Annotated in this window: 25 protein-coding genes; 15 read left to right on the plus strand and 10 right to left on the minus strand. The window is 56.3% G+C overall.

The annotated features are described in order from the left end of the window. Positions 1–15 precede the first annotated feature (15 nt). Positions 16–207 carry a hypothetical protein gene (locus Q9451_RS32270; RefSeq protein WP_172688505.1) on the minus strand — a complete coding sequence of 64 codons (192 nt, stop codon included), beginning with the start codon at positions 205–207 and terminating at the stop codon, positions 16–18. 407 nt (positions 208–614) lie between these two features. On the opposite strand from Q9451_RS32270, the gene Q9451_RS32275 reads away from it, so the two are divergent. Continuing rightward, positions 615–1865 (plus strand): TerD family protein, encoded by a 1251-nt coding sequence (locus Q9451_RS32275; protein ID WP_172688506.1) that lies wholly within the window; start codon positions 615–617, stop codon positions 1863–1865. A gap of 45 nt (positions 1866–1910) precedes the next feature. Here Q9451_RS32275 and Q9451_RS32280 read toward each other — a convergent pair whose 3' ends face one another. From Q9451_RS32280 to Q9451_RS32290, 3 genes are all read right to left on the minus strand, one after another. Next, positions 1911–2435 carry an RES family NAD+ phosphorylase gene (locus tag Q9451_RS32280; RefSeq protein ID WP_172688507.1) on the minus strand — a complete coding sequence of 175 codons (525 nt, stop codon included), beginning with the start codon at positions 2433–2435 and terminating at the stop codon, positions 1911–1913. Next, positions 2432–2827 carry a hypothetical protein gene (locus Q9451_RS32285; RefSeq protein WP_019437782.1) on the minus strand — a complete coding sequence of 132 codons (396 nt, stop codon included), beginning with the start codon at positions 2825–2827 and terminating at the stop codon, positions 2432–2434. Before Q9451_RS32285 ends, Q9451_RS32280 begins: the two co-directional genes overlap by 4 nt. 581 nt (positions 2828–3408) lie before the next feature. Then, the gene (locus tag Q9451_RS32290) at positions 3409–5292 is read right to left on the minus strand and encodes a helicase (protein ID WP_235375613.1); all 1884 of its coding nucleotides are present in this window, start codon (positions 5290–5292) and stop codon (positions 3409–3411) included. A gap of 985 nt (positions 5293–6277) precedes the next feature. Here Q9451_RS32290 and Q9451_RS32295 point away from each other — a divergent pair. The 4 genes from Q9451_RS32295 to Q9451_RS32310 all read left to right on the plus strand — a co-directional run bounded on the left by Q9451_RS32295 (position 6278) and on the right by Q9451_RS32310 (position 10053). Beyond that, positions 6278–6763 carry a hypothetical protein gene (locus tag Q9451_RS32295; protein ID WP_172688509.1) on the plus strand — a complete coding sequence of 162 codons (486 nt, stop codon included), beginning with the start codon at positions 6278–6280 and terminating at the stop codon, positions 6761–6763. A gap of 617 nt (positions 6764–7380) precedes the next feature. Next, the gene (locus Q9451_RS32300; protein ID WP_010794448.1) at positions 7381–7785 is read left to right on the plus strand and encodes a response regulator; all 405 of its coding nucleotides are present in this window, start codon (positions 7381–7383) and stop codon (positions 7783–7785) included. Further along, positions 7782–8627 carry an A24 family peptidase gene (locus Q9451_RS32305; RefSeq protein WP_172688510.1) on the plus strand — a complete coding sequence of 282 codons (846 nt, stop codon included), beginning with the start codon at positions 7782–7784 and terminating at the stop codon, positions 8625–8627. The genes Q9451_RS32300 and Q9451_RS32305 overlap by 4 nt, the downstream gene beginning before the upstream one ends. Before the next feature lie 130 nt (positions 8628–8757). Next, on the plus strand, positions 8758–10053 hold the full coding sequence (locus tag Q9451_RS32310; RefSeq protein ID WP_010794450.1) for a tyrosine-type recombinase/integrase: 1296 nt from the start codon (positions 8758–8760) through the stop codon (positions 10051–10053). Between the two features lie 961 nt (positions 10054–11014). Here Q9451_RS32310 and Q9451_RS32315 read toward each other — a convergent pair. Continuing rightward, positions 11015–11398: a hypothetical protein gene (locus tag Q9451_RS32315; protein WP_172688511.1), complete on the minus strand. Its 384-nt coding sequence runs from the start codon at positions 11396–11398 to the stop codon at positions 11015–11017. A gap of 774 nt (positions 11399–12172) precedes the next feature. Between Q9451_RS32315 and Q9451_RS32320 the strand changes: the two genes are divergently transcribed. Beyond that, positions 12173–13264 carry a hypothetical protein gene (locus Q9451_RS32320; RefSeq protein WP_023111107.1) on the plus strand — a complete coding sequence of 364 codons (1092 nt, stop codon included), beginning with the start codon at positions 12173–12175 and terminating at the stop codon, positions 13262–13264. 31 nt (positions 13265–13295) lie between these two features. Here Q9451_RS32320 and Q9451_RS32325 read toward each other — a convergent pair whose 3' ends face one another. Together Q9451_RS32325 and Q9451_RS32330 are read right to left on the minus strand one after the other, a co-directional pair. Then, positions 13296–14501, minus strand: a complete 1206-nt coding sequence (locus tag Q9451_RS32325) for a hypothetical protein (protein ID WP_172688512.1) — start codon at positions 14499–14501, stop codon at positions 13296–13298. A gap of 133 nt (positions 14502–14634) precedes the next feature. Then, a complete protein-coding gene (locus tag Q9451_RS32330) occupies positions 14635–15669 on the minus strand; it encodes a DNA-binding protein (RefSeq protein WP_172688513.1) in 1035 nt (344 codons plus the stop codon). A gap of 417 nt (positions 15670–16086) precedes the next feature. On the opposite strand from Q9451_RS32330, the gene Q9451_RS32335 reads away from it, so the two are divergent. Then, complete coding sequence (locus Q9451_RS32335) at positions 16087–17007, plus strand: hypothetical protein (protein ID WP_172688514.1); 921 nt, start codon at positions 16087–16089, stop codon at positions 17005–17007. Here Q9451_RS32335 and Q9451_RS32340 read toward each other — a convergent pair. Then, positions 17004–17366 carry a hypothetical protein gene (locus tag Q9451_RS32340; RefSeq protein WP_172688515.1) on the minus strand — a complete coding sequence of 121 codons (363 nt, stop codon included), beginning with the start codon at positions 17364–17366 and terminating at the stop codon, positions 17004–17006. The two genes, Q9451_RS32335 and Q9451_RS32340, sit on opposite strands and share 4 nt — an antisense overlap. Before the next feature lie 292 nt (positions 17367–17658). On the opposite strand from Q9451_RS32340, the gene Q9451_RS32345 reads away from it, so the two are divergent. From Q9451_RS32345 to istB, 3 genes are all read left to right on the plus strand, one after another. Next, positions 17659–18453, plus strand: a complete 795-nt coding sequence (locus tag Q9451_RS32345; RefSeq protein WP_345960971.1) for a hypothetical protein — start codon at positions 17659–17661, stop codon at positions 18451–18453. Positions 18454–18545: 92 nt separating this feature from the next. Then, positions 18546–20045: an IS21-like element ISPst3 family transposase gene (gene istA / locus Q9451_RS32350; protein ID WP_024012635.1), complete on the plus strand. Its 1500-nt coding sequence runs from the start codon at positions 18546–18548 to the stop codon at positions 20043–20045. Continuing rightward, positions 20038–20841 (plus strand): IS21-like element ISPst3 family helper ATPase IstB, encoded by an 804-nt coding sequence (gene istB, locus Q9451_RS32355; RefSeq protein ID WP_010454871.1) that lies wholly within the window; start codon positions 20038–20040, stop codon positions 20839–20841. Before istA ends, istB begins: the two co-directional genes overlap by 8 nt. 768 nt (positions 20842–21609) lie before the next feature. Here istB and Q9451_RS32360 read toward each other — a convergent pair. Beyond that, positions 21610–21783, minus strand: a complete 174-nt coding sequence (locus tag Q9451_RS32360) for a hypothetical protein (protein ID WP_172688517.1) — start codon at positions 21781–21783, stop codon at positions 21610–21612. A gap of 129 nt (positions 21784–21912) precedes the next feature. On the opposite strand from Q9451_RS32360, the gene Q9451_RS32365 reads away from it, so the two are divergent. The 3 genes from Q9451_RS32365 (at position 21913) to Q9451_RS32375 (ending at position 23582) form a co-directional block, all read left to right on the plus strand. Continuing rightward, positions 21913–22551 (plus strand): SOS response-associated peptidase family protein, encoded by a 639-nt coding sequence (locus tag Q9451_RS32365; RefSeq protein WP_172688518.1) that lies wholly within the window; start codon positions 21913–21915, stop codon positions 22549–22551. A 169-nt stretch (positions 22552–22720) separates the two neighbouring features. Beyond that, positions 22721–23065, plus strand: coding sequence for a hypothetical protein (locus tag Q9451_RS32370; protein WP_172688519.1), 345 nt, complete (start codon positions 22721–22723; stop codon positions 23063–23065). 82 nt (positions 23066–23147) lie between these two features. Further along, the gene (locus Q9451_RS32375; protein WP_021263721.1) at positions 23148–23582 is read left to right on the plus strand and encodes a hypothetical protein; all 435 of its coding nucleotides are present in this window, start codon (positions 23148–23150) and stop codon (positions 23580–23582) included. A 49-nt stretch (positions 23583–23631) separates the two neighbouring features. Here the strand turns inward: Q9451_RS32375 and Q9451_RS32380 are convergent, their stop codons facing one another. Then, on the minus strand, positions 23632–24048 hold the full coding sequence (locus Q9451_RS32380; protein WP_079993529.1) for a helix-turn-helix transcriptional regulator: 417 nt from the start codon (positions 24046–24048) through the stop codon (positions 23632–23634). A 93-nt stretch (positions 24049–24141) separates the two neighbouring features. On the opposite strand from Q9451_RS32380, the gene Q9451_RS32385 reads away from it, so the two are divergent. Then, entirely contained in the window at positions 24142–24498 is a 357-nt protein-coding gene (locus tag Q9451_RS32385) for a hypothetical protein (RefSeq protein ID WP_172688520.1), read from the plus strand. A 125-nt stretch (positions 24499–24623) separates the two neighbouring features. Next, positions 24624–25904 carry a site-specific DNA-methyltransferase gene (locus tag Q9451_RS32390; RefSeq protein WP_172688521.1) on the plus strand — a complete coding sequence of 427 codons (1281 nt, stop codon included), beginning with the start codon at positions 24624–24626 and terminating at the stop codon, positions 25902–25904. Positions 25905–26039: the final 135 nt, after the last annotated feature.

Consider the following 26039-nt stretch of genomic DNA (forward strand, 5'->3'; position numbering starts at 1 on the left):
CTCTGGTCCCCTGCCTCAGCTGACGTATTCAACGGCAGCATCGTAGAGCGTCTTTGCATCGAGGACGGCTTCCCTGCAAGCGGCGTCCATTGCACCCTCATCATTGGGGTCGAGTTCACCGCGCTCAACCTTCGTATCCACGATCTCCGAGGCTATCTCAATGATTCGCTGCTTACGGGGGTTTGGATTAGAAAGTGCGACAGACATCAGGCTGATCCTCCTTCAGGATTTGAGCATCCACCGTAACAACCGTTGGAGTGTGCCAGAAGCCTCTGGTGGACATAATCGGTCAAATCCCATTGACGCACCGTTTGCGACAAAGATTTGCCCTGCAAATATGGTAGCCACAGGCTTGAACTATAACGGCTACGGCAGCGGATACTCTGACCACGATGTGTACTGTTGCGAGGTGTACTGAGGTGTATCGATGTGTACCGACGCACACGAAGGAAGCCAAATCGCTACGGCAGTCAGTGGCTTATGGACTCCTACCTTTGGCTGGGCCCGTTACACTTCAACAATGAGATTTGGCCCTGAGTGGGTGAGTGCTGATCTCAAGTAATGCAATCCAGGCGAGATCGCCTGCACATCAACCAAGGAATAGGCGACCCAAATTGAGTCAATCCCTGAAACCCGGCGAGAACACAACGATCAACCAGCCCAAAGGCCAGGTCCTGGTAGCGCATTCCGCCGGCGCAAATCTCGACGTGAACCTGACGGCCTTCCTCGTCACTGACACAGGCAAAGTGATCGATGACAGCGGAATGGTCTTCTTCAATGCACCAGAGCATGCCTCCGGCGCAGCCGCATTCTCTCCTCCCATCAACCAAGCCGGAACGGTCAGCCACAGCATCAGCTTTGACCTGAGCCGTCTTCCACCCACAATTTCGAAGATCGCCATCACCTTGACCCAGGACGGCAGCGGTGGAGGCTTCGCCGAAGTGCCCAACCTCACTGCTCGAGTCATCGCTGGCGCACAGGTACTGGATCTTGCGCCCGGGGCCTTCGACCGGGAGACGGGGATCATCGTGCTCGAACTCTACATTCGAAATGGCCAGGCAAAGGCGCGATCAGTCTGGCAGGGTTTCGCCTCTGGCTTGGCCGGGCTCTGTGGCATGTACGGTGTAGAGGTCGACGAAGCGCCGGCAGCTGCTCCAACCCCGGCCGCGCCTCCTGCAAAGTCGGTGAACATCACCAAGTCAGTTGTCACCTTGGACAAGCCAGGTACCTCACACAAAGTCTCGCTGGAGAAAGGTGCGGCCGCGCCGAAGGCGATCAAGGTCAGCGCTACCTGGGTGGACAACGGCGACGGTCGGGACAACGATGACCTAGACCTGCGCATCGGCATCCTTCGCCCAGACGGTCGAATGTCCATAATCCAGGCGCCTGACAAGCGAGGCTCCTTCGATTCTGATCCTTTTGTGTTCCATGCCGGTGACGTAGTGAGTGCCAGCGCCTCCGCTCCAGGGATCGAAACCGTCGAGATCAACCCGGCCATCTCCCATCGCATGGGTGGCAAGGTTGCGCTGGTCTGCAGTGTCTATTCCGCGGTAGACAATGGCGCCGTTTCAGTTGCCTCCCTCAAGCCGAGAATGCGGATGGAGTATGGGGACCAGGTAGTAGAGTGTGCCTTCGAATTTAAAAGCGGGTTCTTCAGCAGTCTGATTTACACCTACGTCTTGGGGACGATCGAAATCGACGGCGATGAAATTCGGATCAGCCCCAGCGGAGTGACCTCCAAAACCGGTTCTGAAGCCACTCCCTGGCTGACCCGCAAGGGAGACAAAGTCGAACTGACGATGGACGGCCCGCACGTGTTCAAAGGCCGTCCGCTCGAGCGGAAAGGAAGCAAACAGTACGTGTAAGGCGCTACCCCGGTAGCCAGGCGTGAGCCTGGTACCGGGCTTGCACTACGGGCGCGTCCAAGATGACTGGTCGGTAGGGAGATCCCCGCGAGGATCGTTGACCACAAGTTTCCCATGCACCGGCAACTGATCGGTGAAAAGCACCAGGTTCCGACCTCCAGGGTTCGCAACGGACTCGAACAGAATCCCAGCGCAGTCAGCCTCGATAGCCAGATCCCCGATAATCCAGCTTGGCGGTTCAACGCCGTCGTTGAAGCGAATCTTTCTCCAGTCGCAGAAAAAGTCTTGCCAGATCGGGGCCCAGGTATCGTTATAGCCGCCGGTGAAGTCGATCACTCGATCCATACTGAGGGAATAGCTGACCAGCAGACCAGGTGGAAGGAATGCACTTGCTTGCTGAAACTCAGCAATGGCCGTTGCCGACTCAAGCGAGAGGTATAGAGCCTCTAGCCCCTTTCGGTTAACCCGGCCACCCTGAGTTGCAGCTCCAGCTCCAGATGTAGGCGCAACGGACCACTTGGGAGTGTGCATTCGGTAGCAGGGGAGGTCCTGCACTCCGATGATTTTCATCCTTGGGCACCAGCTTCCCAGGATTGAAGGAAAGCGATCAGCTGCTCGGTTTTTCCTTCGCTGACCACTTCCTCCGCGGTTTTATAGCCGAACGTGGAAAGAGGCTCGTTCTTAAACCAGAAGATGGCATTCGTCACGTCCGTGCCCATGTCGGTCACTGCGCGCAGAACCTTCACTGAATCACGAATGTAGGCCTGGACCTTTTCCGATTCAGGCGCATTGCGCACAGTGTTGCGATGGACATGGGCCCGGAGCGCCAAGGTCTGCTGGTCCATCGAAAAAACCTTGAGGAAGCGCTCAGGAGAGAACATCACACGGTTCACCTCTTTGAGAGCGTCCATCAATCCCGCGAAGTTGGTGGGGCGAAGCTCTAATACAGCTTTGCTGGCCATGGGTTGCCTCCTTTAGGATTGCACTTACTATGCACAATTCTCGCACAATATGCGCATCTTTCAAGCTGCCGCGACGCTCGGCCCCCAGAACCAAGCCTTCCCCGGTTGAGCAAACTCACCACAACCGGTAACCGCTGACGAAAATCCACGCTCCTATTGGGATGCCCATTGCAACGCCTAGGGCCACCGCGCAGAACAAGGCAAGAAACGTTTCTACATTTCGACCAGGCACAGCCTCCCAGAACCCAGGCTGGGCTTTGTCCAGAGGAGACGTGAGCGGTAGGACCTTGCCTTTTCGTTGGGCAGGGCTGTTGAACGAATGGATGAAGGGTAGGAGGCTGCTAGCTCGGCGAGGTGCGGTTCTCGTCGAGCTGTGGTTGCCGGTATTTAGGGAGCGCGGCTGACTTCATCATTGGTAATTGGGCGTAGCGTCTGACGAAGAGAGGCTAACACCATGATTTCAAAAACAAAGATCAAACGTCAGACTTGAGTTTCAGGATACGCGACGACTTGGGTCTTGGCCGCCGGCCTTTGTCCGCGGACTAGCCGCCAGCAAGCGGAGGAGGGGGCCACCTCGCGGGCTAGGAGCACCTCGCCCTGGCCGCAGTGTCGGAAGCCCAATCCTGTAGATGCCCAGGGACATAAAGCTGATGACGGGCGCGGGTACCTCCTGTGTAGACCGCAGCAAAAGCCCGGGCAGCATCCAGACGATCGGAACCGCTGCTATCCAATAGCTCAGGGGCCAGCATCACCGAATTGACTTCCGAGTTCTTGGCCGCAACGACCGTTCCCAGTTTGTAGGGCGCCTTGCCAGCCTGGTCCAACTTCATGAGGCTGCGCTCGAAGTCCATTGTGGAATATCCCTTTTCAAGCATCCGGTCTATACGATCAAAGGCGCTCTCCCGCTTCGAGACATCCTTTCGCAGCGCGTCCCAGGAGGTGTACTTGAACAGGGCGCCGTGTGTCGGTCTGATTCCTTCGCGGTAGAGCCCTATGCAGTCGAGGACAAACCACCTGAAACCTCCCTCGCACCCTGGCAGAAGGCTGAACTGTGCCTTCGCGTTGGCCAGGCGCTGGAACCACTCAAACATTCCCCACTCAGACCACACCAAGATGGTAGTAGGCTGCTCGGGAATGAAGGGACGGCTATAGAACACGACCCTTGTGTCTTGTTCGCGGTTCCCCTCGAGCGGGTGCACGTCGACCACTGGGTTCTGCTCAATCAGGGTGTTCACCGCAGCTTCCATCTCTCGGCCTGAACGGAGAGAGTGAAATATTTCACGCCGGCGAACGTGTGGTGCACGCTCCACAGCGGCCCCGTCCAGGCGCTGGCAGGAATCCCCCAAGGTGATCACCGGGATAGAGCACCTATCCAGGAATTGAGCCATTGGGGCAGGGAGGTCATGGGCCTCATCGACGATCACGTGAGTGAAGCCTGGCTCGACGGCCGCTGTACTGCTGAGCGAAACCTCTTTGATCCTGTGGTAGCCACGGACAGGTAGCTCCAGTGATGAAGACGACGGGAAAATGGTCTCTTGCCAGAGTCGATTTGCGCATTGAACCAGAAGCTCTTTCTGGGGCACCGAGTACGACCCGCCCAATGATGGAAGATGATGAACTCCAATCTCAGCGTCACGGCTTGTGCAGTACCGGAAGACAGTCCTGTTGGCCACTGAGGCGACTTGACTGGGAGTGAGGTTACCAACGGGCTTGAATTCCAAGTGGTTGGCAATCTGGCTCATCTCTACACGTGCTCGTCTCATCGATAAGCGGAAGGATCTAGAACCATGCCGTCCTACATCCAGTTGAAGCGAGCGGACTGCAAGCTCCGAGAAAGTCATACCAGTTACCCGGCCAGTCCCGACCCTCTGCTGCAGGGCATCAAGTTGCACCTTGGTCATGGCCAGGACGAGAGGGCGGTAAGAGGTGAGGCAATCGATGAGACGCTCGATCATGAACGTCTTTCCCGTTCCGGCGAGAGCCTGAAGGTGAAAGTCCTCATCCAGTTCCGACTTAAAGACGCGGAATGCCCGGGCCTGTTGGGGGGCGAGGGTGAAGGACTTTCCAGCTGCGTCAACAAACCTCTCGGTAAATGGATTCAAGGCCTCTGCATGGCGTGAGGTGAATTCGAAATCCCATTTTCGGTCTTCTGTGAGGTAACCCTCTGCATCCAGATCTTCGGGTTCGAGAAGACGGACAGACAGTGACCGCAGCTGATTTAGCCCGGCGCTGAACAACTGAGGGTTGAAGCGGCTGAACACCAGAGAGGAGAAGGAATCACCCTGGCCAGCGGTTTCCAGGTCAAAGCCGGCATCAATAAGGCCGGCTAAAGCGCGCTCCAGCCGAGCACTGGGATCTGTTGTCTGGGCCAGCGTAGGTAAGGACTGGATAGCGATCACGGCGGCCAAGGATGGGATAGACCACTGCGCAAGCAGCGCTGCGGATGAGCAGTCGCGATCTTCCAAGGCATTCGCCTGAGGACGGGAGAGAGGGAGGAACAAACGTGTTCGTGGCATACCTTGGGCACCTTAAGCACACAGCACCCAGCGCGTAGATCACCCGGGACGTACTTGAACTAGATTCTGGAAGTGAGTGTAACGACAACGAAGGTGGAATCCAGCCAAAGAGTGAACCAGCCAAATGTGAGGAGTACATGGGATCAAACGGGCGCCTGATCCCATGCAGCGCAGGCTTCCAAATGGCCTTTAACCAGCCGTGCGGGAGCAGGTGCAGAGAACACGGGACTGGGCTTTGCGAATGAGCAGATACAGTCCGACCATCATCACTCCAGACGCGACAGTGGCCACGCTTGCGTGCAGGCTCGGATCGAGCGAGGAAGCTTTCACAGCCAACACTGGCAGCGCAACGACAACGCCTCCGCACGCAATGCCGGCAACAAATGCCAGGGATTTTTTGAACCGCAATTTAGATCGCTCCATTTTGAGCACTCCGTTTTTAGGGAGTCTGAAATATGAAGAGATTTCAGACGCAGTGCGAGCCAAGTCATAGGCCTAAAATCCATCAGGACAACTGAAACTCATGTCGTTCCGGGGTTAGGGCGGATGTCGAAGGCCTCCATTAATAGTGTCCACGGGCCTGCCATTTCCGATTATTGTTATAATCGGAAATGCTAGGAATAGGCATTTATAGCTCGTTTAGAACCTACCAAAGCATGGCCACAACCGCGGCCGAGATGTTCTCCTGTATTGAACGGCTAGAGTTTCACAATCTCACGGTGGAAGCCAAGCGGAGTCGATTGGTCGCCTCAGAAGGAATCCTATCTTGGCTGCGCGTGTAGGAGTTGCGTGGAGTCGCTAGCCTTCCTGGCTCGGATCAAGGCCAGCTGAACCGGATTCAATCATTTCACCCCCCCAATTAATCTTGAAATATGTAGGGGACTCGTTACTCTAGCGTGCTCCCGACCTCATCGATCTTATGGGATAGGCAGTAATGATTGTAGACGAAATAATAGAAATACTTCAGAAACTCAATCCAGAATCTTACATATTCGTTGAACTTGGGAGTGATTTGAAACCGTATTGTGTGGGAATTCAATCAATCCGGGTCGGAAAGGAGCCCAATACTTCTGATGGCACCGACGTGGTATATATTAGGGCGTATGAAATACAGGTGAATGGTTTGCAGTATTTATCTGCTAAGGCGCTTGACGATGCAGAATATTACAACCGCAAAGAGCCTGAAGGGTATGATAAAGTAATTCAAATCAGGGATATTCTGAAAAAAGCTGAAAGAAGCATGAAGGTCATGGTTCAACTAGGCCCGGACCTGAGTCCATATGCAGTAGAATGTACACGCGTTTATGAATACGATGATGTATCCCTTGCCCATGAAGACGCTGACTACGAAGCTTGTAAATCGGTTGCTATAAGGGCTTACGAGATACCTGAGAAGTTCATCAAGACTGTCCTTAATTAGATAGCGACTCATACCTCCTCGCTCTGCATAAGATGTGTGAACCACAGCATTTCCGCTTAATAAGTTAAGCGGAAATGCGGAGTTAAGTACATCTTATAGACAGGTTGCAAACAGAAAATGGCCTTGTTATCAACAGGCTACCGGAATTCGATGTGCGGGACCGGAATTTATTGAGCGCCTACCGGATTTCTATGCGCGGTGGCCGGATTAGCATGTACGGCCACCGGAAATCCATGAGCGGCCACCGGAATAATGTGTACGCACACCGGAAAGCTGTGCGCGTCAAGGTGCACTGCAAACACAAGCTCGATGCGTGTTGTAGCCATCTATCCACACCCTATAACCCCAGTTGATAATCCCACGTTAAATAACCCCATTACTTCTAACCCCAAGACTTAAACCGAGCATTGCACCCCGCTGTTGCTTGCAGCTAACCCGCCAGCAACTGGAAGCGTAATTCTGGTTTGACTGCTGGTGCACATTGCCGCCTACCCCGGCCGGCGTATTCCGGCCCCCTGTTTTGGTTTGACCTGGCCAAGGACGTCGATAGGCTGACGTTGCCCGCTGGATCGTGCTCGATATGGGTTTCCAGCATTCACAACAAACGGAAGGTCACTATGTCCAAGGCCCTGATTGTCGACGACTCTCGCACCGACGCCTACGTATCCCGGAAATGCGCCGATCAGCTGTTCGATGAAGTCAAAGTGGTGGGCACCTTGCAGGAGCTCCTGCAGGTGGTGCCGTCGTTCAATCCCGACGTCATTTTCATGGATTTGTACCTGGGCGAATGGCACAACGGCCTTTCCCATATTCGTGAGCTCCGCTCGGGCCATGGCGAACTAAGTATCACGCCGATCATCGTTCTCTCGAGCAAGGCCGCTGAGGAAGATAAGCGTCTGGCAGTCGAAGCTGGCGCGGCCGGCTACATCGTCAAGCCGGCAACTCTCGACAACATGCGGGAGTCCCTTCGCCGCTATGTCCCTGGCTTCATCCCCAAAGGCTGGGAGTCTGTCATAGCGTGATTGAAATACTCCAAGCAGACCAAGAACTCTTCATTGGCATCGTTGCGCTTGTGAGCCTCATGGTTGGGAGTTTCCTCAACGTCGTGGCCTACCGGCTGCCGATCATGCTGGAACGCGCCTGGACAATTGAGGCTCAGGAATGCCTGGGCCTACCCACAAGCGAACCAGTTGGCCGGTTCTCCCTGTCGTCGCCCTCCTCTGCTTGTCCCTATTGCGGGCACAAGATCCGCCCCTGGGAAAACCTCCCAGTGGTGAGCTACATCGCGTTATGCGGCAAATGCTCAGGCTGTGGCACCAAGATCAGCATCACTTATCCTGCCGTTGAGTTGGCGACCGCCCTCCTCTCCGCGTCGCTTGCCTGGCACTACGGTGTAACTCCTGCTGCTTGTGCCGCAATAGTGCTGCTGTGGATGCTCATAGCCCTTTGCCTGATCGACCTGAAGGTCATGCTGCTCCCTGACGCGATTACACTTCCCGCCCTTTGGATCGGTCTTGCCGCCAACTATTTCGGAGTCCTCGCGTCCTTGCACGACGCGGTTGCAGGGGTGGTGGTGGGATATATGACATTCTGGGCGATAGGAAAGCTCTTCCACATCGTCCGTGGTGTCGAGGGCCTGGGCCAGGGTGATTGCAAGCTGTTTGCACTATTTGGTGCCTGGGGAGGATGGCAAGTGCTGCCCGCGACTTTGCTGATCGCCAGCTTGACCACTGCTGCTGTCGGTATGGCGATCAGACTCGTCCGAAAGGACCGCTATCTGCCGTTTGGCCCTGGTCTGATCGTGGGAGGGGTGATCTCCCTAGTCTTCGGCAGTGAAATCAATCACTGGCTTCTGTACCGGTAAACGCTGAAAACCGGGACCGGAATTTCCTGAGCGCCGCATGAGCTGGGCGCTTCAAGGGTAATCTTGGCTTGTGCTACGAGGCAACGCGGTTAACCTTGGGGTATTCGTTTTCTATTGCTCCGAGGTCCGCTTGCCAGCTCCAGCAAAAACACCGAACAGAGGCGTCCGCCCTTCCCCACTGTTTGATACCTACGAAACCTTTCTCTCGTCGTCGGCTGCTGAGTACGTTGCAGAGCGGCCAGCGATTGAGGAGTTCCTAAAGGTTTTCGCTCCCCATATTCCGGCAGCAAACGACCTCGCCCATGCTCGGGCGTTTTTGAAGTCCTATAGCGGCCAAGCAACCACGTTTAAGGCCTATCGCACGCAGGTAGAGCGCATCCTGTTGTGGTCCTGGATCATCGCAGGGAAATCGATTCTGGACTTGCGCCGGTCTGACGCTGAGAGATTCATGGATTTCAACGTGGCTCCGCCTGCGAGCTGGATTGGAGATGCTGTGCGCCAGAGGTTCCTTCCAAGGGGAGGCGTCTACGAACCGAACCCTGGCTGGCGCCCCTTCGGCATCAAAATTTCGAAAAGCGATCGAAAGAGAGCCAAGGAAGCCGGCGAGGAGTTGGGGGTGTCTGGTTACAAAATGGCTCAGGGCAGTATCCGGCAGGTCTTTTCCATCTGTAGTTCGTTCTTCGAATTTTTGACCCAGGAGGACCTGGCTCAAGGAAACCCCTTCAAGGCGATCAAGGGCAAAAGTCGTTGGATTAGGACCACAGCCAAACGAAGTGGTGGGAAATCCCTTACCCAGCTGCAGTGGGACTTTGTGATCGAGACCGCGGAGCTCATGGCTAACGAAGCACCGGAATCTCATGAGCGCACGTTGTTCATTGTCTCTTCTCTGTTCTCTATGTACCTACGAGTCTCGGACCTGGTAGGTAATCAGCTCTGGACTCCAACGATGGGTTCGTTCGTCAAGGAGGATGAAACTTGGTGGTACGAGGTGGTTGGTAAAGGGAACGTAGAAGCGCGCATTGCAGTGAAGCCTGACTACCTCAAGTACCTGAAGCGGTACCGTCAGAGCCGTAATCTCACGCCCCTGCCACTGAAGGGAGAGCAGGCCCCTCTCCTCACAAAGTTGAATGGTGCCCCAGGATTGAGTGATCGCCAGGTGCGGAACATTGTCCAGGAGGTCTTTGATCGGGCTCTGAAGCGAATGCACGAGGAGGGACGATCGGATTGTGAAGTTGACGACCTCCGGGTTGCCACCCTGCATTGGCTTCGTCACACAGGGGCGACCTTTGATGCTCCTCATCGTGATGCAAAAAACCTTCAGGCCGATCTCCGGCACAAGTCGATGAGCACGACTCAGGACATCTACTACAACTCGCTGGACGATCAGCGTGCGGCTGAAGTTGAAGGCCTGACGGTCAAGCGCTGATCCAGCGGGCGGGTTAGCGCAAGCAACAATAGGGATTAGCCTGCGATCGGCTTACCTTCCGGGTTAGAGAACAGGGTTATCTTTCTTGGGGTTACCGATTGGGGTTATAGGGTGTGGACAGATGGCTGCACCCCAAGCCCTGTCTATCGTAGGCTGCTTTGACGCTGTACACCGGATTCCGGGACCCGTACAGCCTGATCCGGTAGCCGTACACGAGGCTCCGGTCAGCGCTCAGAGGACTCCGGTTGATGCACGCAAGATTCCGGTCGCGCTCAGGGGATTCCGGTGGCGTACACCGGAATCCGGTCTCCTGTTGATAACTGCCTTTAAATTACTGGATAACCTGTGCTTAAGCTGTGTGCAACCTGTGCATTGAACAGCTTTACTTTACCGGAGCATCAGTAAATCGGCTTTAAATACAGTGGCTTACAAATGCATGCGGTTACCTTTTGCTGACAGCTTGCGTCCCGCCTGGCTAACGACCGGAATGCTGTGAGCGTACGGGTAAAGCCCCTTCTGAACCGGAATTTGTTGAGCGGCAGCGCGTTCAGGTCTGGAATGCGGCTAATACGAGACCGGATTTCTCTGAGCGCTTCCCTCAAGCACCCCTACCCGCGGCTCTTGGCACCTCGAACCGGAATCTCCTGAGCGCCAAGGGAGGCAATGAGGGTGGAACGGGGACCGGAATCTTGCGTGCGCCCGGGAATCTAGCCGGCCTGCGGCAAAATGCTCATCGAGACCAACCGGAATTTCGTGTACGCCAAGTCAGACGCAGGCTCTGCCAGTCGGACTTGGCGATGCGCAGATCGACCGGATTTTGGTGAGCGGTCACAACTAGGCACTCGCACAAGATTGGATCGGTCTCGGGGCTGCTCGAGCCGGCCAAGCTTGGCAGCGTCTTGAGTGGTACGGGGGCTAGCAACAGCGGATGGGCCTTGCCCACACCCCTTCGCCGCAACTGCTACTTGATGCCACATTCTCCAGCGTCGACGCCAGAATCATGGGGCGCGCGGCTGGCGCAATAGCCCAGCCCCATCATGGCCGCCGGTGACCAGGAAGAAGCGATTACGATCACGACCAGGCCCGTATGCTGGATTTGCCGGAATTCCGTGAGCAGGGAAACGCGCAGAGGGGCGGCCTTGAGATGACGTCTGTCTCCAGGGCTTGCTTTTCTGGTACCGGATTCCTTTGAGCGGAAACTGGCTTGACGGTGGTTACCCTTCAGCAAGACCGGATTCTCGTGAGCGGTTCCCAGCGCATGCCAAACTTCGCGGCGGATAGGCCGGAATATCGTGAGCGCAAGGCTCAATGACTGCTCGAGGGTGAACCGGAATCCGGTGTACACCTACTCCCCCGGGGCTTTGCAGCTGTGTAAAGCATAGGGGCAAGAGCTGGAGTGCGATTGAGAGTTAGAGGTCTGAACACCGGAATTTCATGAGCGCAGCGTCCCGCTGGACGCTACACCGTTCAACACCGGATTCTGGTGAGCGCCCGGCAGCGCGCCGGCTAGAGAGGCAGAGGGTGACCGGAATTCTGTGTACGGACTGCCCGCCTGGTCTTCTCCTCGTGGGGCATCGATCCAGCCGGGGAAGACCACATCAGCGCGTTCCGCGGATGTACGGGGCAGGGCTTTCAGTGGAAGACCAGGACCGATATTCCGGCCGGAATTTGGTGAGCGGCCCGTATTTCCTGCCCTGGAGGCATGGTCGGTGATCGACACTCCGTAGAATGGACCGGAATTTCCTGAGCGGTGCGTCAAAGAGCGCTAATTCTCCCGGCCGGAATCTTGTGAGCGCTCAAGCTCCGAACCTATTGCCACGGTAACCGGATTCTTGTGAGCGCCCCTTTTTTCATGGGATACAGAAAAGCCTTGCTCGGTTTTAGCGACCGGAATCCTGTGTACGGTATGAGAGATGCCGTACAGGTGGGGTGATCTTCTTCGAGCCGGAATGCTCTGAGCGCTCACAGGATTCCGGCGATCCGAACCGCCAAAGCGGATCTCAGAACGGCTTATGCGAAAACGGTCTTGATTTGGACTAAAAAATCAAGATGAGGGAATATATGCTTTGCATCAGGTTTGTCGAGACGGACGAAACGCGAAAAGTAAGAGAGATAGGCCATGACCGAGTTGAAGCTGACACCTGAAGAAGTACGGCAGGTTGCTGTAGATGACAGGCGATTCAAGCTGCAAACAAAGTTCGATCTGGAATCAGGTCAGGGCGTTCTCCCTTTCACGAATGAGCGTTTCTTTGAGCAAAGCAACCCCATCGTCCGTTCAGCCCTCTTCTCAGCGGGCAAGATTCCCAAAGGCCTCTTCTTCCAGGAATGGACAGAGATCTTCTCCTTGGGATCGGGCTCAATCTGGTACCGCGGTCCGGCGCTGTCTACAGATCACGAACTCGTCCTGGCCCGAATCATGGTGCTGGCCCGCGGCAGGTCACTGACACAGTCCGTCAAAGTCAAACAGGCTGATGTCTGTCGTTGGCTCAAGCTCGACGACTCCGGTGCGAACTTCAAAAAGGCCCGAAGGATTCTTGATGACCTTGCCGGCGGCGAACTGCGGATATCAAGCAAGCCTGCTCTGAAGAGACTCTACAACCTGCTCACGCGGCCGCCGCTCGGGCTGCCTGATAGGGACTTCTTTCTCGAGTACATCAAGAATCGGTACGGCGACCAGATCAAGGAAATTGCGGCGGCAATTGAGTCAGATGATACGGTGGTCGATATCAGCATGCGGTTCTTGACCAACCAGGCAAAGAACCACAAGACAGGGCGACTTCTGCTTAACCTTGACCCGATCGCTGCAATTTTCTTCGATGGTGTGAATACCACCCTGGTGCCCTTTGAGATCATGGATCAATTGGATCGATTTGGGACCAAGCTTTTGCCCTTCATCGCATCTCATAGAGATGGGGTATGGCCTATCGGGCTTGAGAAGTACCACGAGTTCAGTGGTTCAAAATCCGAGTATCAGAAGGTCAAGCGGCGGGTGAAGTCGGATCTCAAAAAGCGATTCGAAGACTGGCAGGCGAAGGCCTGGATTGAACCTGGTTGGGACATCTCCAGGAACGATGACGGGGACGAAATAGTCCGAGGGTTGAAGATCGGAGCGAAGGTGCGCATCCGTTCTGAGCTGGAAATCCTTACGGCTGTAGGGGATGACTTAGAAGATGCGGAAGACATTGATGTCGCCGAGGCTGAATCAGCATGAGGCGCGGTGACCGCGCCTCATGGGGGATGACTTAAGCAACGCTTGCGGTCGAGTCAAAAGCTAGGCATTCAGAAACTGGGATGAACTCTTGCCGCCGGCACAGCCAAGCAGAAAGGAAGGTGTAGGCTGTAGTGAGCGCGGCGATCATGGCCATCGTTTCTTTCTTCGCCCTTCGATTCCTTGCATTCGCTCTCGCCTGGGACTCCCCTTTGTACTTGGTGCTTACGAATAGCGATGCCACCAGTGCGCCGATCACCGCATAGAACACTGATACCAGTGTCATTTTGGCAATGAGCGACAGGCTGATGCTCAGCCATCCCTGATTGGTTCGCACTGACGCATACACGGCGAACATCAATGCAAGCATGAAACCCGTTAGGCCTGCGACCATTGCGAGTTGACGGGGAAGCTCGAGCCAGTTCATCAAGAAGGCCAATACCACGCCTGCAGCTGGCAAGAGGTTCGTAATAGCGGCATCCGTGTAGTCGTTGTAGATGGTTGCCTGCCCCTGATGGTGCCTCCACATCGCCCAAGCTGTCAGAAGTGCACCCGCCAGAAGCATGTACTTCCAGGCCGGGCTTGATTTGAACTGCTGCCACAGAGATTTCTCGGGCGCGCGGTATGACGGCGAGGACGAGGTTGCGCCTGAAGCTTGCTCAACCTGTTGAGGTGGTTGGTACTGCGGGATTTGGGCTGGTGCTTGCTGGTGCGCGATAGCACGTTGAGTTTCGACCGCTTGTGCGGCCTGAGTGCGCTGCTGGAGTTCGATGATCGCCTGCTGGCGCTGATACTCGATCTGCGACTGTCGAGCTGCTTCTTCAGCCGCCAGGCGCTCCGCAGTTTGTCGCTGCCTCATAGCCTCCTCTTCCTGGAGCTTGATCAGCTGGGCCTGGGCTAAAGCCGATGCCGCTTTCCCCTTCTCTGCCGTCGCATATTGATCAAGCGCCTGGATGCGGGCGCCAATGGTCTTGTCGAGGCACTTCTGGTCAGTACACGCATCCCTTGTCGCGAGCCATTCACGCTGCGACTGACGGACCGCCTCATGCTGGGCAGGATTTACCTCCAGGGCGGCCTTATAGGATTTGGCTAACCAATCGTCCAACCCGGAAAGGTAGCCATCACGGCAGATTTCTTTTTCGGGGAAGCTGCTGGCCTTGGAGCAGTCAAAGCTTGCTGCCGCAGTTTGGCCGGCCAGGAGGGCCAGAAGCAGACCGGAGGCTGCTGCACGAAGTTGCATCAAGATCATCCTTTACTTGTTGATCGCCTGTCTGCGTTATCGGCGGCCCACGGCGGTTTATGAGCCCCCGTTGACCATAACGCCCGAGCCGAATGATGCCAGTCAGTCCTACTGATGGCTATCTGCCAGGCCCTCAGGTGTTTCCTTCCGCACCACGTTCTTCCGCGGATTTGGCGCGGGAGGAAAGCTCTGCTTTCATGCCCTCCAACTGGGCGGAAAGGCGTCTCACCTCGCTGTTCTGAGTTCGAGCAGAGGTTTTTGCTTCCACCAGCCTCTCCTCGGTCTCTCGTCTCTCCTTGATGGCGCTTTCAAGCTGCCTTTCGGCCTCCGAATGCTGAGTTTTTACTGTGGCGAGTTCGATCCTCAAGTTCATGAGTGACTGCTCTGTGACCTGCAGCTTGTCCTTCGCGCTGTCAGCCTCAAGCGTCAACTTCCTGTTCTGGGCTTGCAGGTCGGTCAACTGGGAGGTCATGCCAGACAGTTGCTTATTCAGGCTCAGGATTTCCCCTCTCAGTTGAATGTTGTCCGCCGAGAGGGTGCGGTTGTCCTCGCGCAGAGCGGTCAGCGCGTTATCGAAAGTCGCCTGCTCCTGCCGACGTTGCTCGTTCAGGGCTGCGAGATAGTGCTCATGAGCATCCCGCTCTGCTTGTAGGTCGTGGGTTAGCTTGCTGGTCGAGCGCTTCTCCACCTCCAGGTTACGTTGCGTGTCAGTCAGCTCCTGAGCCATGCGGCCCAACTCAATGTTGGCCGAGTTCAAGCGCTCAGTCAGTTCGCCCAGCAGCCGTTCGCGATCGGCAAGGGTGCCCTCAGTCTTCGCAAGCTGATCGACGGTGGCTTGGTGCACCACTCGCTCGCCATCAAGGACCTCCTCCATTTCCTTGATTTGCGTCTCGCAGCGCTGCTCGCCCTCACGAACGATCCGCTCGGAGTTCTCTTTCATCTTGTCGTGAAGCGCGTGTACCAGGGCCTGCAGCTCGGTCTGGATACGCCCGCCATCGCCCAGCATTTCGATTTCCTCGTCGCGAAGATCCTTCCAGAACCTCTGCACCGTCGAGTAGGAGCCGCCTGTGATGGCCTGTATGGAACGCACTGTAACCGGGGAACCCTGGTTCCGGAGTTGCGCAATCGCCTGGCGAACCTCCTCTTTCGTGATCCCAACGCGGCTCATGGCTGCCCTCCGTATCTATTGACAGTACCCGAAAACTATGATTTGGCGCCATTTTACCGGCGAACTTTTGTTACCCGTATTACGTAACAAGTAATTACGGTAATAGTATAGGTCAGTCGCGGGAGAATTTGTTTAAAAATCACATCAGATAAAAACTGTAATCCTTGGTCATAGCCTAAAAATGGCCCTGTACGTGATTTCTGACGGTTTCATGTGGGGTATAGGGCGTACTTTGCGCGTACGGATGAATTTGGATGCGGGGCTGATTTAGCTACTAATCGTCGGAGCTGTTACTGAGAGGCGGCCGCAAGCTGGGAATGCAGGAAGACATACAGCCTTCCAATACGCGATGAGGTGGTGAGCCGAGCGCGAGTGTATTCTGTCGTCCTTGCTCTAACTGAACTCACAGGAAACGGAATGAAAGGGCCGGTCGCGACAGTCGAGCTCTGGGAAAAGGGCCGATGCGTTTTCAGTCACGCGGTCTCTATGGAGCTGCTCCAGGCTGGTGTTGATGAAGGTTGTCATTTGCTGCTTGTAGGAGGAGACGGGGCACCGGTGCTTGGCAAAGATGCAATGGTCCCCCTAGGTAATCTGTTGAAACGACAACGGAGCCAGCGCGGCCAGCAACCTGCTGGTCAGCCAAACACTGAAGATCGCTCACCCGATGTCAGCTTGGGGTGGCTCATCGCACTGTTCGAATGGGCCTGTCAGAATTCCCCGCTCGCAGAAATCCGGTACGTTCACCATGCCGAGTTCAGCCTTCCCACACCGAAGCAGCCCTTGCTTCGGATCGAACAGCATGACTCAGGCCGCTACGCCTCTCGGACTTGGGAGAATGCCAAGAGCGCTGATATTACCGTTGCCTTTGCCTCGGATTTCACAACCCGGGGTGAGCAATTGACACTGCGGGCGGCTGGTGAAGCCTATGTGGCCATCCCCGTTTCAATCGAGCCAGTCGCCGCAGCCCGGCGCCTCTATAAGGCGATGTCAGCTGCAAATGCGCGCACCTTGAATGTCGCCGGGAACGGTATCTACACACTGTATAAGCATGGCTGGACGCAGGAGAGCATCAATGCCTGGGTGTACCAAGTCATTGGCAAGGTCCACCAGCACTGGCCAATCGAGTTCATCCGATCTGGCGGCCAGACAGGAGCTGACGTTGCAGGTTTGGTTAGTGCGCATGCGCTGGGGATTGATTGTCTTGGCCTTTTTCCGAAGCACTTCCTCCAAAGAGCGGAGGACAACGCTGATGTGCGTCGTACTGCAACAGAGCTTGAAGCTGAAATTCGGACCTGGGCATTGTTGCTTGGAGTTGAGAATCCATCGACTGATGATTAGGCCTGGCGCAAGCGGTAGGCATCGTATCCCTGCAGGAAATAGCCTTTGGATACGAGGCTGTTCAACAGTCGCTGATTGACGATCGATTGCACGTACACGATCAACCCATTGCTGTCCGCAATACGTTCTGCATTGCTAAGGAAGAGTGTGAATTGCCCCTTCCCTCGCTCGCCTTCATTCGTGATTTCAAGATCAGCCAAGTCAAGCGTCCAGCGGCCTTCCCCGTCAATCCAGCGTGCCGCGATCCGGGCATAGACCATCAGGTCGCCAAACTGGAAGCGAGATCTAGCCCCCATAGATCTCGCATTCGCTGCAGCGAAAGCTTCAAGGGCCAGGTAGTTGGTGGCGTGACTGCTCATCGATGGGATCGCTCTTTCGGGACTAAGTACCAGGTGTAGGTTGAGCGCAGGTCAAATCGACCTCAACCTCAAGGCATGGGCCATCTGCCTCAGCAAATTTGAACATACGCTGGTACTGGGCTCCAAGAACTGACCGAGTTCCTCCTTCAAGGCCCGCCCCATTTAGGTGGGCCATTTCACGGTGAACTCCAATAATGAGCACGGCGGGCAAGCTTTCAGCCCGCCTTCTTCATTCGTACCATTGCCAACTCACCGTTATCCTCCCGATCAACAACAAGCCCGGGAGGCCTCAATGGAAATTGTCCACGCGACCCGTCCTGATGGATCAACGGTCCAGCTGCGATCTGATGGCACTGAGGTTGGTACAACCGACAGTGACCAGAAGCTGCTACATCTACTTCCCAAGCTGCTTTTGGATGACCCTCTAACTGAGGCCGTATCCCTGGACCGAGTGGTGCTGGAGGTCATCTCCGACGTCGACGGTTTGCTCCCGGCCGAAGGCGTGGTGATCCGGCAGCCGTACCCCAATTCCTCCTACCTGGTCGGTGGCTCGGTGCGTAATCGCAATGGTTGGTGCGTACCGGCGGCCAATCTCCCTGAGCGCTTCAAAGTAGAGTTCCGCTGGACCTTCGTGTCACTGCTCAGTGACGGAAGTGATTGGGTGGTTCGTCATTTCATCCAACTGGAGCTGGAGCAAGGCCCATTTCGGACGTACACCATGGCGGTGTCCAACTGGCCAAATGGCCGTGCCTCGGTCCCGAACATGTACCGCTATGCCACGGCATTTTTGAAGTCTTCCCAGGTGCTGGAGCAGCACAGAAAAGGAAGGCCGACGCTGAATGTCGGCGTCTTACGTGATGGCATGCTCGGCGTGACTTTCCGGGAGGAGATGCGGATTCCCCCAATCCCCTACGAACAGGCAACCAGCATTCACCTTTACCAGAAACAGCAGCTTCATGAAGTGGTCCAACTGACGGACTTCTCGGTGCTGAATGATGAGCACAAAGCAAATGGTGCTCTGGAGATACCAGCAAGGGTGCTTCTGGATGCGATCTCTCTTGCAGTGTTGCCGCTGACCGAAAACTGACCCAGTAGAGGCTGTTCTGCCGACTGAAAACTGACCCAGGTGTTCAACTGCTTCTGCTCAATTTTTGAGCAGGAGAACACAGGGTGATCAGTATGGAAATGATGGGCAAAATCCGCCGGATGTATTTCCGCGACAAGCTGTCGCTGCATGAGATAGCCAAGCGCACCGGGTTGGCGCGCAACACGATTCGCAAGTGGGTCAGAGCACCTGAGGCCAAGCCGCCGGTCTACCAACGCCGCGCGATCTTCAACAAACTCAGCCCTTTTCACGCCACGCTGGAGCAGGCGCTAAAAGCCGATTCGCTGCGGCCCAAGCAACAGCGGCGCAGTGCCAAGGCGCTGTTGGCGCAAATCAAAGCCGAAGGTTATGACGGTGGCTACAGCCAGCTCACCGCGTTTATCCGTGCCTGGCGAGGGGGACAGGGCAAGGCGTCGCAGGCCTTTGTGCCGCTGACCTTTGCTCTTGGCGAGGCGTTTCAGTTTGACTGGAGCGAGGAAGGCTTGCTGGTCGGCGGCATTTACCGGCGTATGCAGGTGGCACATCTGAAGCTGTGTGCCAGCCGTGCGTTCTGGCTTGTGGCGTATCCGAGCCAGGGCCATGAGATGTTATTTGACGCCCATACACGCTCGTTCGGCTCCTTGGGCGGCGTGCCGCGCCGGGGCATCTACGACAACATGAAGACCGCCGTCGACAAGGTCAATAAGGGCAAAGGCCGGGCGGTGAATGCGCGCTTTGCGGTGATGTGCGCGCATTACCTGTTCGATCCGGACTTCTGCAACGTCGCCGCTGGTTGGGAAAAGGGCATCGTTGAAAAGAACGTGCAAGACAGCCGCAGGCGTATCTGGCTAGACGCCCAGGACTGTCAGTTTCACTCCTTCGAGGAACTCAATGCCTGGCTGGGCCAGCGCTGCCGCGCGCTTTGGAACGAGCTGACGCACCCTCAATACAGCGGGCTGAGTGTGGCCGAAGTGCTGGAGTTGGAGCGCGCTGAACTGATGCCTGTGCCAGCGCCATTCGACGGTTACGTCGAGCGGCCTGCGCGGGTCTCCAGCACCTGCCTGGTCAGCGTCGGGCGCAACCGCTACTCGGTGCCGTGTGAGTATGCGGGTAAGTGGGTCAGCAGCCGTTTGTATCCGACGCGAATCGAGGTGGTGGCTGACGACGCGCTGATCGCCAGCCATGTCCGCTTGCTGGATCGCGACCAGGTCAGCTATGACTGGCAGCACTACCTCCCGCTGATCGAACGCAAGCCCGGTGCGCTGCGCAACGGCGCGCCCTTTGCTGATCTGCCGGCGCCGCTGCGTCAGCTTAAGCACGGTCTGGGGCGTCATGCCGGCGGTGACCGGATCATGGCGCAAGTTCTGGCTGCCGTACCGGTCGCCGGGCTCGATGCGGTGCTGGTGGCTGTTGAGCTGGTACTGGAAAGCGGCAGCCTGAGCGCCGAACACATCCTCAATGTCGTGGCGCGCCTGGCCGCGACCGAACCACCACCCAGCGTCGAAACCCACTTGTCGCTCAAGGAAGCCCCCGTCGCTAACACGGCGCGCTACGACCGCCTGCGTGGCCAGACCGAGGAGATCGGTCATGCGTGATTTGATGGCGGAACTCAAGGAGCTGCGCCTGCACGGCATGGCCACGGCCTGGGCGGAGTTGACTGCGCAGGGTGAGTCGAACACAGCCTCGTCCAAGTGGCTGCTCGAACACCTGCTGGAACAAGAGCACACAGATCGCGCCATGCGCTCGGTGAGCCACCAGATGAACATGGCCAAGCTGCCGATGCACCGCGACCTGGCCGGCTTCGACTTCAGCGCCTCCAGCGCAGACGCTCGTTTGATCAGCGAACTGGCCAGTCTGGCCTTTACCGACACCGCGCAGAACGTGGTGCTGATCGGTGGGCCTGGCACCGGTAAAACCCACCTGGCCACTGCGCTGGCCGTGTCCGGCATCACCCGGCACGGCAAGCGCGTGCGCTTCTACTCCACGGTCGATCTGGTCAATCTGCTGGAGCGCGAAAAGCACGACGGCAAAGCCGGGCGGATCGCCCAAGCTCTGCTGCGCATGGATCTGGTCATCCTCGACGAACTGGGTTATCTGCCCTTCAGCCAGGCTGGCGGTGCGTTGCTGTTTCACCTGCTGTCCAAGCTGTACGAACACACCAGCGTGGTGATCACCACCAACCTGAGCTTCGCCGAATGGTCGAGCGTGTTCGGCGACGCCAAGATGACCACCGCCCTGCTGGATCGGCTGACCCACCACTGCCACATCGTCGAAACCGGTAACGAGTCCTATCGACTGCAACACAGTAGCTTGGCGGCCCAGGCCAAGATCAAATCACGGGAGCGAAAGCGTAAGGGCGGCCAAGAACCGGAGGACGATGAGCCGTTCTGATTTCATGGCGACGACGGCCTGCTACATGGCTGCATGTGGCAGGTCTTAAACAACTGAACTGGGCTAACGAAGGAGTGGGGGCAACAGCAGCTGCGCTGGTAGACTTATCCACAGTTGCTGGTAACAAAATCAGCAATCCGCCCTGGGTCAAATTTCAATCGGCAGGGTGGGTCAATTTTCCATCAGCGCCAACACTTGCAGCAAAGGTTCCATACAAGCGCCCCGAGGTACCTTCCGCGACCCCTGGAAGTTCCGAGGATTGCCTTGGGCAATTGGAATCGCACCCTGCTCTACAGTTGCTTTCCGACTGGTGGAACGCTCACCGGATTCCGGTTGCTGGAGTGTTGCCTGCGGCGATGGTCATGCCCTACATCAGGGTTCAGAATGATAACTCCTACTGGTGTGGGTACCGAGAGACGCCCAACAGCACCATTGAGGGCATGAACTGCGTTTCCAGTTCATGCGCTACCTGTGGTGATACGGTCCTGCTTCACTTCATGGCTTCCGTGAAACACAGCGAGTTCCCAGATGGCTTCCTCGATGTGCGATGCTTGGATGGTTCCGAGTGGGTAGAGGTCGAAGCAACCCGTGAGCAAATGGCCAGGGGCGAGTATGACGAGGCCTACTACTGCCTGGCAGCACTTGCCGAATTTTCTAACAACTTTCCTGCTGCATACCGGCGCCTCCTGCAGGATTCCTTTGAGGCTCCGTCGTCGCAATCTAGAGACTGAGCGTGAGTAATAGGCGGGCATGAGGCCCGCCTTTCGCTTATTGCTCTTGGATCACCTCGAGGTAGCCCGCCGATTTCTCCACGGTGGTTTCCCCGCAGTGCGGACATTCAAGCGGCCAGCGGTCCAGGTCACCCAGCGCATTGGGACAGAATTCACGGATGGTGAAAGGTTCGCTGCATTTTCGGCATATGAGTTGGTGGTCTTCGTACATAAACATTCTCCAATCTGAAGGGTTTGCTCGATCTCTTGACTGAGCCTTTACCCTTTACAGTTTTCGAATAGGTGCCTATTCCGGCGGGTCAAAAGCTATGCTTTCAGTCCGACCCGAAGGAACTCAAGCATGTGCAGTCACTATGAGGCGCCGGAAACTGAGCGGTTGATCGCTGGTTATGGTGTGGCCCCAGAGGGGCAATTCAAGATCAATCTCTGGCCCTGCTACGAAGGCCCATTTATTCGCCTGCGTAACGATGAATCTGCTGAGGAGGAAGTGCCTGAATTGGAGGCGGTAGTCGGCCAATTTGGACTCTTACCCTTTTGGGCCAAAGCACGATCGTTAGGGCGTAACACCTACAACGCTCGCACCGAGACTGTGGCGACCAAGCCTACCTATCGAATTGCTTGGCGAGAGGCGAAGCATTGCATCATCCCGGCCGCGGCGATTTATGAACCTGATTGGCGAACAGGGAAATCGGTCCCTACACGCATCAGTAGAACGGATGGCGGAATCATGTCGATCGCCGGGTTATGGGAACGGTGGAAGACGCCTGATGGCGAGCTGCACTCCTACACGATGCTGACGGTCAATGCGGACGACCACGCACTAATGCAAAATTTTCATAAGCCAGGTTCAGAAAAACGCATGGTCGTCATCCTGCCAAACGGGCTGATCCAGGATTGGCTGCGCGCGCCGGCGGAGCGAAGTATGGATTTCATGCGGCAGTACCCTGCTGACCGACTCCAAGCCGAAGCTAGGGCATGAGCATTCTCAGTCGGAACCGCTCCGCTGGATGCTTTCAAACCCTAAATGGTGCCTTCGCCTACACCCGCGATGCGCTCGACAAGAAGCTCCTGACTAAGTGAATCCCCCTAGTGGCACAGGTTGACCGCGTGAATGATGGCCACCAGACGAGAGACCTTAGGAATGAAAGATGGTAGCTGACAGTTTCATGGGTATGTCCGCATCCCTGCAGAACACCTCCGCGTTGACTGTGCTCCTCAAGCATTTGGCGGAATTTGGCTGGCTTCCGCATGAGGTCCTGCGAGGAAGCGAGTGGCTGTACACCCCCGACGTAACGAAGGTCCAAGAAAAGATTCTTTGCTGCGACCCACCGGTGATTCGGCTGTTGCAGAACGGTAGCAACACTGCGCTGATTCACCTGGATTTGGGCGAATCGCCTTCAAGGATGGTCGTTGATTACACCAAGTCTTGGGGATTTGAGCCCGTGATCCAGCAGGCCCTGGCGAGCATGAATGAAGTTGATGTCAGCCAGTAGAATCATCATCTACAGACGTCTGGCGGGCGGGCGGGCGGCCTAGCCCTCAGGCTTGCCCTAGGTAGGAAGGGAGAGGACTAAGATGGTTTTGATTGAGATGGCGCTCCAGCGTGCGCTGAGCGCATATATGGGCAAGGTCGATAAAGCTGGCATGCCTTATATATTGCACCCACTGCGTTTGATGGCCAGATTCACTGACCCGTTCGAGCAAGCGGTTTCACTTCTCCACGATGTGATTGAAGACAGTGACACCACCGCGGAGGATCTACTCAACGAAGGCTTCCCGGAGAATGTAGTCGAGGCCGTGGTCCTCCTGAGCCGGCGCCGTGGGGAGAGCTACGAGGTATTCATCGAGCGAATCTGCCCGCACCCGCTGGCGCGTAAGATCAAGCTGGCTGATATCGAAGACAATCTAAACGTGCTGAGGCTGGCTAGCCTCGGGGAGCCGGATCTGCGTCGTGTGTCGAAATATCATCAGGCCTGGAGGCGCTTACAGAACTTCGAAGCAGGTCAGTAGTCGCAAGGCAGTGGCTTTTTCTGTGGGGGCATCTCCTCGCAACAAAACCTTACTGATCGAGGGCTCCAGAAGAATCTTGATTGTCACGCATTTCGTCCAACTGGCTCTGGATGTGACTGGCAAGCTCTGAAATGCTCAAGCCGAACACTTCGCTAAGGGAAACCATAGTGTCGAGCGTGGGCGAGCGCTCCCCGCGCTCGAGGACCGAAATGTAGGTGCGATCTAGACCAGCTTCGAACCCAAGGTGCTCTTGAGTGAGTTTGGCAGTTTTTCGCAGGTTTCTAAGTGCGCGGCCAAAAGCCACGTTGTGATTACGAAAATGGATAAGGCTGTCCCAGCTCGACACTCGAAAAGCTGGATTTTTCGGGATTCCGACTATAGTCGTCTTCCGCTTATAAACGGAATTCGCCCCTATTTTGCCCTGACCGCTTCTCGTATGGATGTCTTCACAAGATCGGCTTTGCATCCCCCGACTTGAATTTCATCACCCCCCTTTCAGCAGAGACAGACCTCCCCACCAAGTAATCTGCAGCTCTGTTCTTTTTGTCTTGGAGCTGCAATGAACAACGATTATCTCAAGCGCGTTTCTCAGTGGATCGTAGGAGAAGATACGGGGCTTTCAGCGATTGCGATTTGGTCGAGCATGATGGGAGTCAAGCCCGAGGATGGCTTCTGCACACCGTCCGATCCTTCTGACCTGGGTCGATGCCTGCGCCTGCTGGAACTGGTACCCGAGTGGAAGGCGCGAATCTCGGAGATGGCCATCCACGGACGCGAATGGGCTGATCTCGTTTCGCACTGGGAGGAACTCCATCAGCTGATGGACGATGAGGTGGGGATCGACTGGAGTAAGGGGAACAGTGCCCTGCGCACCTACGAACGAATGAAGGCCATTCAAGGACATCATCGAACCTGAATCACATTCGCACGGGTTCTGGCACAGCCGGAGCGCCCTGATCATCTCCGGGTGATCAATTGGCCAGTTGGCCAGCTCCATCGAACCGCCGCGATAAGTCTGCGGCCGCGAGTGAGAATGAAACGATGCGTACCACCCGACTCAAACACAAAGTCAGCGCTCCGGGCCAGGGCGAACTGTTCGCTGTCGACCAAATTGCGGGCATCTACAAGGCCAACCCCGATAAGCCCCTGACGAACACCGCGCTGTACGAGATCGTCACCAGCCACCTAGGCGTTTCTACGGAAGCCTTGAACGAGCTTGCGCCTGTTGGGGAGAGTGGGCAGAAACACAGCCTGGTTCGCCGCGCTATCCGGTGGACTCAGCAATCTCTGAAACAGATGGGTATTATCGAGCGCGTCAACGGAGAGCGCGGCGTGTGGCGCTTGACCGAAGATGCCAAACGCGACCTTAATCCAGCGAAGTCTGGTGTGAAGGTGCTCGGCTTTCGTACTGACCTGGGCCTTGCGATCTGGGGGCCAAGCGCGGATATCTTCAAAAGGCTCACTGTACCGGTCGTGCTTGCGCTCCAATCTCCGCCGTACCCGTTGAGGAAGGAAAGGGCTTACGGCAACCCTGATGAGCGGGAAATCGTCGACTTCATCTGCGCCACGCTCGAGCCTGTTGTCGAGGCGCTGGCAGAAGAAGGCAGTCTCGTCTTGAACGTATCGCAGGACTGCTTCCTCCCAGGACTACCGGCGCGCTCGACCTATGTGGAGCGTCTGGTGCTGGAAGTCTGTGATCGATTTGGACTCTACCTGATGGACCGGCTCATCTGGGAAAACCCCGCGAAGGCTCCGGGGCCGGTACAGTGGGCTTCGAAATCCCGTCAGCAACTCAATGTTGGGTATGAGCCTGTACTCTGGTTCGCAAAGAACCCGCTGAAATGCAAATCGAACAACAATCGTGTCCTCCAGCCGCATTCCGAACGGCATCTGCGGTTGATCCAGAATGGTGGCGAGAAACGCCACACGAACTACGGTGATGGCGCATATCGCCTACGCCCGGGCAGCTTCAGCAACGTGACAGCCGGATCAATTCCGAAAAACGTGATCACCCGTGGACACCGTTGCGCCTACGGCACTCAACACCGCAAAGCCGCAGAGGCCCTTGGCCTGCCGACCCACGGTGCCCCGATGCCGTTCTCAATCCCAGAGTTCCTGATCCAGTTTTTGACTGAGGAAGGCGATCTTGTAGTGGACGCTTGGGCTGGTCGCAACATGACCTCCCTGGCAGCCGAGTTGCTCGGACGCACCTGGATGTCGGGCGAACTGATGCTGCAGCACATCCGCACTGGTGCTGAATTGTTCCGTGGACGGCCAGGGTTCTGGCTCAATCCACAGATCGCTGCTGCTTTTGGCCGCTGAATCACACGAAGGTACGACGACTACCCCCCCTTCCCGTTATCCTCACCAGTGATGGCGTGCCGTGGGGCTGGCCCTCCAACTGGGGCGAATTGACAGCTATGCAGCCTCCTAAGTCCCGACAATGACTGGGATTCA

Source organism: Pseudomonas sp. NY8896, from assembly GCF_039634505.1.

Coding starts and splice junctions, on each gene's coding strand:
- Q9451_RS32270 (WP_172688505.1), bottom strand. CDS start 207: ATGTCTGTCGCACTTTCTAATCCAAACCCCCGTAAGCAGCGAATCATT.
- Q9451_RS32280 (WP_172688507.1), bottom strand. CDS start 2,435: ATGAAAATCATCGGAGTGCAGGACCTCCCCTGCTACCGAATGCACACT.
- Q9451_RS32285 (WP_019437782.1), bottom strand. CDS start 2,827: ATGGCCAGCAAAGCTGTATTAGAGCTTCGCCCCACCAACTTCGCGGGA.
- Q9451_RS32295 (WP_172688509.1), top strand. CDS start 6,278: ATGATTGTAGACGAAATAATAGAAATACTTCAGAAACTCAATCCAGAA.
- Q9451_RS32300 (WP_010794448.1), top strand. CDS start 7,381: ATGTCCAAGGCCCTGATTGTCGACGACTCTCGCACCGACGCCTACGTA.
- Q9451_RS32320 (WP_023111107.1), top strand. CDS start 12,173: ATGACCGAGTTGAAGCTGACACCTGAAGAAGTACGGCAGGTTGCTGTA.
- Q9451_RS32325 (WP_172688512.1), bottom strand. CDS start 14,501: ATGCAACTTCGTGCAGCAGCCTCCGGTCTGCTTCTGGCCCTCCTGGCC.
- Q9451_RS32330 (WP_172688513.1), bottom strand. CDS start 15,669: ATGAGCCGCGTTGGGATCACGAAAGAGGAGGTTCGCCAGGCGATTGCG.
- Q9451_RS32335 (WP_172688514.1), top strand. CDS start 16,087: ATGAAAGGGCCGGTCGCGACAGTCGAGCTCTGGGAAAAGGGCCGATGC.
- Q9451_RS32340 (WP_172688515.1), bottom strand. CDS start 17,366: ATGAGCAGTCACGCCACCAACTACCTGGCCCTTGAAGCTTTCGCTGCA.
- Q9451_RS32345 (WP_345960971.1), top strand. CDS start 17,659: ATGGAAATTGTCCACGCGACCCGTCCTGATGGATCAACGGTCCAGCTG.
- istA (WP_024012635.1), top strand. CDS start 18,546: ATGGAAATGATGGGCAAAATCCGCCGGATGTATTTCCGCGACAAGCTG.
- istB (WP_010454871.1), top strand. CDS start 20,038: ATGCGTGATTTGATGGCGGAACTCAAGGAGCTGCGCCTGCACGGCATG.
- Q9451_RS32360 (WP_172688517.1), bottom strand. CDS start 21,783: ATGTACGAAGACCACCAACTCATATGCCGAAAATGCAGCGAACCTTTC.
- Q9451_RS32365 (WP_172688518.1), top strand. CDS start 21,913: ATGTGCAGTCACTATGAGGCGCCGGAAACTGAGCGGTTGATCGCTGGT.
- Q9451_RS32370 (WP_172688519.1), top strand. CDS start 22,721: ATGGTAGCTGACAGTTTCATGGGTATGTCCGCATCCCTGCAGAACACC.
- Q9451_RS32375 (WP_021263721.1), top strand. CDS start 23,148: ATGGTTTTGATTGAGATGGCGCTCCAGCGTGCGCTGAGCGCATATATG.
- Q9451_RS32380 (WP_079993529.1), bottom strand. CDS start 24,048: ATGCAAAGCCGATCTTGTGAAGACATCCATACGAGAAGCGGTCAGGGC.
- Q9451_RS32385 (WP_172688520.1), top strand. CDS start 24,142: ATGAACAACGATTATCTCAAGCGCGTTTCTCAGTGGATCGTAGGAGAA.
- Q9451_RS32390 (WP_172688521.1), top strand. CDS start 24,624: ATGCGTACCACCCGACTCAAACACAAAGTCAGCGCTCCGGGCCAGGGC.